The 3726-nt window shown below is 63.8% G+C and carries 4 protein-coding genes and 2 pseudogenes; 2 read left to right on the top strand and 4 right to left on the bottom strand.

Annotated features, from left to right (window positions below):
* Positions 1-130: pseudogene (locus VJ811_RS11675) on the bottom strand (class II aldolase/adducin family protein); the annotation flags it as partial.
* 280 nt (positions 131-410) lie between these two features.
* Between VJ811_RS11675 and rpsU the strand changes: the two are divergent.
* Together rpsU and VJ811_RS11665 are read left to right on the top strand one after the other, a co-directional pair.
* Positions 411-617: a 30S ribosomal protein S21 gene (rpsU, locus tag VJ811_RS11670; protein ID WP_037510267.1), complete on the top strand. Its 207-nt coding sequence runs from the start codon at positions 411-413 to the stop codon at positions 615-617.
* Positions 618-974: 357 nt separating this feature from the next.
* Entirely contained in the window at positions 975-1532 is a 558-nt protein-coding gene (locus VJ811_RS11665) for an FKBP-type peptidyl-prolyl cis-trans isomerase (RefSeq protein ID WP_324072475.1), read from the top strand.
* A 36-nt stretch (positions 1533-1568) separates the two neighbouring features.
* Here VJ811_RS11665 and VJ811_RS11660 read toward each other — a convergent pair whose 3' ends face one another.
* From VJ811_RS11660 to VJ811_RS11650, 3 genes and pseudogenes are all read right to left on the bottom strand, one after another.
* Positions 1569-2690, bottom strand: a complete 1122-nt coding sequence (locus VJ811_RS11660; protein WP_324072473.1) for an AI-2E family transporter — start codon at positions 2688-2690, stop codon at positions 1569-1571.
* A gap of 19 nt (positions 2691-2709) precedes the next feature.
* Positions 2710-3546 (bottom strand): signal peptidase I, encoded by an 837-nt coding sequence (gene lepB / locus VJ811_RS11655; RefSeq protein WP_324072471.1) that lies wholly within the window; start codon positions 3544-3546, stop codon positions 2710-2712.
* An 8-nt stretch (positions 3547-3554) separates the two neighbouring features.
* Positions 3555-3726, bottom strand: a pseudogene (locus VJ811_RS11650) (holo-ACP synthase); the annotation flags it as partial.

The following is a 3726-nucleotide window of genomic DNA, read 5'->3' as shown; positions in this document are numbered from 1 at the left end:
CCGTGATATGGTTGAAGATCATCTCGTCCCAGCCCATCATCGCGAAGATGCGATAGCAGGCGGCAAGCTCCTGCCGCGCCGTCCATTCGGCTTCGCTATATTTGCTGTTGCGCTTGAGCTGGGTCGCCATGGCCTGTCCCTCATTATGATGTTAGTTTCGTCTTGCTACCTATGCCATAAGGCGAGGGTCCGGCACAATCCCGCAAGCGGGCAGGGCGGTCCGGGAGCGCGGCGGACGCGGTTCACCGCGCGGGGGCTTGCATTTCGGCGCGAATCCCTCTAGTTGGCGCTTCATCGGAACGTCGCGTGATCGCGGCGCTCTTTTTATTGCCCGAATATCGGCGATTTACGGCAAACCGGGTTGCCCGGTGGCCCCAAATCGTTTTGACGAACAGGAGACGACACGGCACATGCAAATCATCGTTCGCGACAATAATGTCGACCAGGCCCTTCGCGCGCTCAAGAAGAAGCTGCAGCGTGAGGGCGTGTATCGCGAAATGAAGCTGCGCCGTCACTACGAGAAGCCCAGCGAAAAGCGCGCGCGCGAGCACGCCGCCGCCGTCCGCCGCGCCCGCAAGATGGAGCGCAAGCGGATGGAGCGCGACGGGATCAAGTAAGACCGTCTCCCGTTCGGGATCCTGATCGTGAAAAGGGCGCTGCGGCAACGCGGCGCCCTTTTTCGTTGGTTTGGAGGAGCTTGTGACTGGTTTGCGGACTATCCATCATCGTCACCCCGGACTTGATCCGGGGTTCCGCTCTGAAGTCGCAGTCAGTCGGTGCCTCAAAAAGCGGGATCCCGGATCAAGTCCGGGATGACGAAAGAAAGTGAGGCGATGGCAGCTTCCTGCCTCAAAGCCGACATTCGCGTATATGGCTATCGTGCATAATTGCCTCTGGACCGTTCCGCGCCGCTCCGCCTATAGGCGTGCCCGACATTTCGTCCCCGAAAAACGGGGCAGGTAAAGGACTGCAAGATGAGCGTAACGACGGTTCCATTGCGCCCGGTGAGCAAGGGCGGCCTCTGGCTGATGTGGTTCGGCCTCGCGGCGCTGCTCGTGGCGGGCGCGGCCTTTGCCTGGCATATGACTCCGCGCATCGGGTTCGAAGTCGTGAAGGAAGGCACGGGCGCGAGCCCGACCAAGGCCGACGTCGTCCTCGTGAAATATGAAGGCAAGCTCGACGATGGCACCGTCTTCGACGCCAACGAACAGGCGCCGATGCAGGTTGCGCAGGTTGTTCCCGGTTTCTCCGAAGCACTGACACGGATGAAAAAGGGCGGCGAGTACAAGATCACGATTCCCGCGCAGCTCGGCTATGGCGACCGCGCCACCGGGCCGATCCCGGCGGGCAGTACGCTGCATTTCACCGTGACCTTGCTCGACTTCCGCTCGGAGGCCGAGGTTCGCGCGATGCAGCAGCAGATGCAGCAACAGCAGCAGATGATGCAGCAGCAACAGATGATGCAGGGCGGCCCCGGCGGTGCTCCGAGTGGTCCGGCCGGTCCGCCGCCGGGCATGCCGCCGCAGCAATAAGCGAGCGGTCTCGACGAAATTAAAGCGGCGGTGGGCTCAGGTGCCCGCCGCCGTTTTCGTATTGGCCGCGCCGGCATTGCGCTCGGCCTCGCGCTCCAGCGCAACCTTGATCATCGCGACGATCGGGTCGGCGAGGAACAATCCCATGAGGCCGAGCAGCGCGCCGAACAATATCTGTGCGCCAAGCACGAGCGCGGGGGCAAGGTCGACGGTCTTCTTGGCAACCATCGGGACGATCAGATAGCCGTCGACCGTCTGGACGACGAAATAGATCAGGATTGCATAGAAGCCGGTGTCGGTCCCCGCCGAGAAGCCGACGAGGACGAGCAGTACGCCCGACACGATCGCGCCGATATTGGGGATGAAGGCGAGCAGGCCGGTGAGCAGCCCCATCAGCGCCGCCATCGGGATGCCGACGGCAAGGCAGGCGAGCCATGTCCCGATGCCCTCGACGAGCATGCCGAGCAGGCGCCCCGCCATCAGGCGGCGCAGCGTGAAGCCCATGCGCGCGGTGGTGATGTAGAAATTCTCGCGGCTCTTCATCGGCAGCATCCACGCGACGCCGCGTTCGTAAAGCCGCGGCTCGATCGCGATGAAGATGCCGAGCACGAGGATCATGATCAGGCTGGTCAGCCCGCCGAGCACGGTGCCAACCGCCGCGGTGACGCGGCCGAATGTGCCGGCGAGATTGTCGGTGATCGTCTTTGTATCGAGCTGGAAATTGCCCATGCCATGGTCGCTCGCCCAGGCGGCGATACGCTCGATCTGCGCCATCACGACCGTTTGCAAGGTCGCCGCCTGGTCGGCGATCTGCGACCCCGCGAACAGGATCGTCCAGCCAAGGAAGGCGAGCAGCGACAGGCAGACGATGAGCAGCCGCCAGCCGCGCGCGATCGGCAGCACGCGGCCGAGCAGACGCGCCCCGCCATCGAGCATCGACGCCATCACGATGCCGGCAAAGATCAGCAGGATCGGCTGGATCAGGACGATGCACAGGCCGATGAGCAGCGCGAGGCCGATCCAGACGCCGGCTTTCAACAGCTCGGTGCGGACGAGCTGGCTGCGAATCTCGGTGGGGCCGGGGGCTTCCCGGTGCGCGTCGGCCTTCGCGGCGGCGCTGGCGGCGCGCGTTCCGCTTGTCTTCCTTGTCGCCGCCATATCTTGTTCCCCGTTTTGTTTAGTTGCCCTGACGCTCGGGCCGCAGGTCGGTTCCCGCACGCGCCGAACGCAAGGCATTAAACCAGCTCAATGGGTTATACCACTCGGCGGTTCCGTCGGTCGAAAAGCTGACGATCTCGGCGCGCCCGGCGATCGCGTCGAAGGGGACGGGGCCGCCAAGGCCTTTCTGGTCCGTGCCGACGCGGCTGTCGGCGCTGCCGTCGCGGTTGTCGCCCATCAGGAAGACGTGATCGGCGGGCACGGTGACCGGGCCATAATCGTCGGTCGCATAGCCGGGTCCCATGTCGATCGTGTCGAAGGTCGCGCCGCCGGGCAGCGTTTCGCGGACGATCGGCAGCTCGAGGACTTGCTTTCCGTCGGCGCCGCGGTTCACGAAGCGGAACAGGCTGCTGTCGGGGCCAGGCAAATTGGGATCGACCGGAATCGCCAGCATCGGCTGGACCTCGCGCTTCACCGGCTTGCCGTTGATGCTGAGTTCGCCGTTGGTGAGCTGGATCGTATCTCCGGGCAGGCCGATGACGCGCTTGATATAGTCGATGCGAGTCACCGGATGTTCGAGCACGACAATATCGCCGCGCTCGGGCAGCCTGCCGAACAGCCGGCCCGCGACCTTGGGCGCCAAATGAAAGCTGACCGAGGAATAGGACCAGCCATAGGGATATTTGCTGACGATCAGCCGGTCGCCGTTGCGCAGCACCGGCATCATCGAATCGGACGGGATATAGAAAGGCTTGGCGACGCAGCTGTGGATGCCGAGCACGAGGAGCAAAATCACCACGACGTCGCGGATCAGCTTGCCCCAGCCGCCGTCGTCCTTTGCGTTCTTCTTCGCCATTTTGGTTTTCAGTCCTTGATTGCTTCGATGATCACGAAGGCCTGCGCCCATGGATGATCGTCGGTCAGCGTCAAATGGATATGCGCGGTGTGCCCCGATGGGATCATCTGCGCGAGGCGTGCCGCGGCGCCGCCGGTGAGCGCCAGCGTCGGCGCGCCCGAGGGTGCGTTGACGACGCCG

This window comes from Sphingopyxis sp. (assembly GCF_035250425.1).
Taxonomy (GTDB): domain Bacteria; phylum Pseudomonadota; class Alphaproteobacteria; order Sphingomonadales; family Sphingomonadaceae; genus Sphingopyxis.
This window is presented reverse-complemented; position numbering and strand designations above follow the sequence as displayed.

Coding starts and splice junctions, on each gene's coding strand:
- rpsU (WP_037510267.1), top strand. CDS start 411: ATGCAAATCATCGTTCGCGACAATAATGTCGACCAGGCCCTTCGCGCG.
- VJ811_RS11665 (WP_324072475.1), top strand. CDS start 975: ATGAGCGTAACGACGGTTCCATTGCGCCCGGTGAGCAAGGGCGGCCTC.
- VJ811_RS11660 (WP_324072473.1), bottom strand. CDS start 2,690: ATGGCGGCGACAAGGAAGACAAGCGGAACGCGCGCCGCCAGCGCCGCC.
- lepB (WP_324072471.1), bottom strand. CDS start 3,546: ATGGCGAAGAAGAACGCAAAGGACGACGGCGGCTGGGGCAAGCTGATC.